A 1,510-nucleotide genomic window follows, 5' to 3' on the forward strand; every position below is an offset into this window, starting at 1 on the left:
TTCGCGAGCAAGCCCGCTCCCACATTAAATCCTCATCGTCTTCGGCAACTCTGGCAACTAGTCAGCTAGCTATCGATTTTTATTGCCGGTAGTGGCTAATACACATATGGTTACAAAACGGCACCAAGGACGAATAACGACCACGGATCACCTATAAAATAGCCAAGATGAGTGAATGACATGTCCACTTCAACGGGCAAGGGCAAGGCGATCTTTCGCGTTGTCAGCGGCAACTTCCTCGAAATGTTTGACTTCATGGTCTACGGCTTCTACGCCACGGCCATTGCCAAAACCTTCTTTCCCACCGACAGCGCCTTTGCCTCCCTGATGCTGTCCCTCGCGACCTTCGGCGCCGGCTTCCTGATGCGGCCGCTGGGCGCCATCTTCCTCGGCGCCTACATCGACCGGCACGGCCGTAAAAAAGGCCTGGTGATTACGCTGGCCATGATGGCCGCCGGCACCGTCCTGATCGCCTGCGTACCCGGCTATGCCACCCTCGGCGTTGCTGCGCCGTTGCTGGTGCTGTTCGGTCGTTTGTTGCAAGGCTTCTCCGCCGGCGTCGAACTGGGCGGTGTGTCGGTGTACCTGGCGGAAATCGCCACGCCAGGCCGCAAGGGTTTCTTCGTCAGTTGGCAGTCCGCCAGCCAGCAAGCTGCCGTGGTGTTCGCCGGTTTGCTGGGTGTGGGCTTGAACCACTGGCTCAGCCCGGAAGAAATGGGTGATTGGGGCTGGCGCGTGCCGTTCCTGATTGGCTGCCTGATCGTGCCGGTGATCTTCGTGATTCGCCGCTCGCTGGAGGAAACGCCTGAGTTCCAGGCGCGCAAACACCGCCCTACCCTGCAGGAAATCGTGCGTTCGATTGGCCAGAACTTCGGCATCGTCATCGCCGGCATGGCGCTGGTGGTGATGACCACTGTGTCGTTCTACCTGATCACCGCCTACACCCCGACCTTCGGCAAGGCCGAACTGCACTTGTCGGACTTCGATGCGCTGCTGGTAACGGTGTGCGTGGGCATCTCCAATTTCATTTGGCTACCCGTGATGGGCGCGGTGTCCGACAGGGTCGGGCGTAAACCCCTGCTGCTGGCGGCGACTATTCTGGCGATCCTCACGGCGTACCCGGCGCTGTCCTGGCTGGTGGCGAACCCGAGCTTCAGCCATTTGCTGATTGTGTTGTTGTGGCTGTCGTTCCTGTATGGCTCGTACAACGGTGCAATGGTGGTGGCGCTCACCGAAATCATGCCGATTGAAGTGCGTACCACCGGGTTCTCCCTGGCCTACAGCCTGGCGACGGCGACTTTTGGCGGGTTTACACCGGCGGCCTGTACCTATTTGATCCATGTGCTGGACAACAAGGCGGCGCCGGGGATCTGGCTCAGCGGCGCGGCAGTATTGGGCTTGGTGGCCACACTGATCCTGTTCAAGGGCAACCGTCATGAGCTGCGTACCGCGCAGGCTTCGATAGTCGGCGGCGCTTGATCGATCGCTATCGCAGGCAAGCCAGCTCCCA

1 protein-coding gene is annotated in these 1,510 nt (G+C 59.9%); it reads left to right on the forward strand.

Annotation, left to right across the window (positions count from 1 at the left end; translation table 11 throughout):
- Nucleotides 1–180 precede the first annotated feature (180 nt).
- Nucleotides 181–1,479, forward strand: a complete 1,299-nt coding sequence (locus WBB95_RS22435; RefSeq protein WP_424489564.1) for an MFS transporter — start codon at nt 181–183, stop codon at nt 1,477–1,479.
- Nucleotides 1,480–1,510 lie beyond the last annotated feature (31 nt).

Origin of the sequence: Pseudomonas sp. (assembly GCF_049645325.1) — a bacterium.
Lineage (GTDB): Bacteria > Pseudomonadota > Gammaproteobacteria > Pseudomonadales > Pseudomonadaceae > Aquipseudomonas.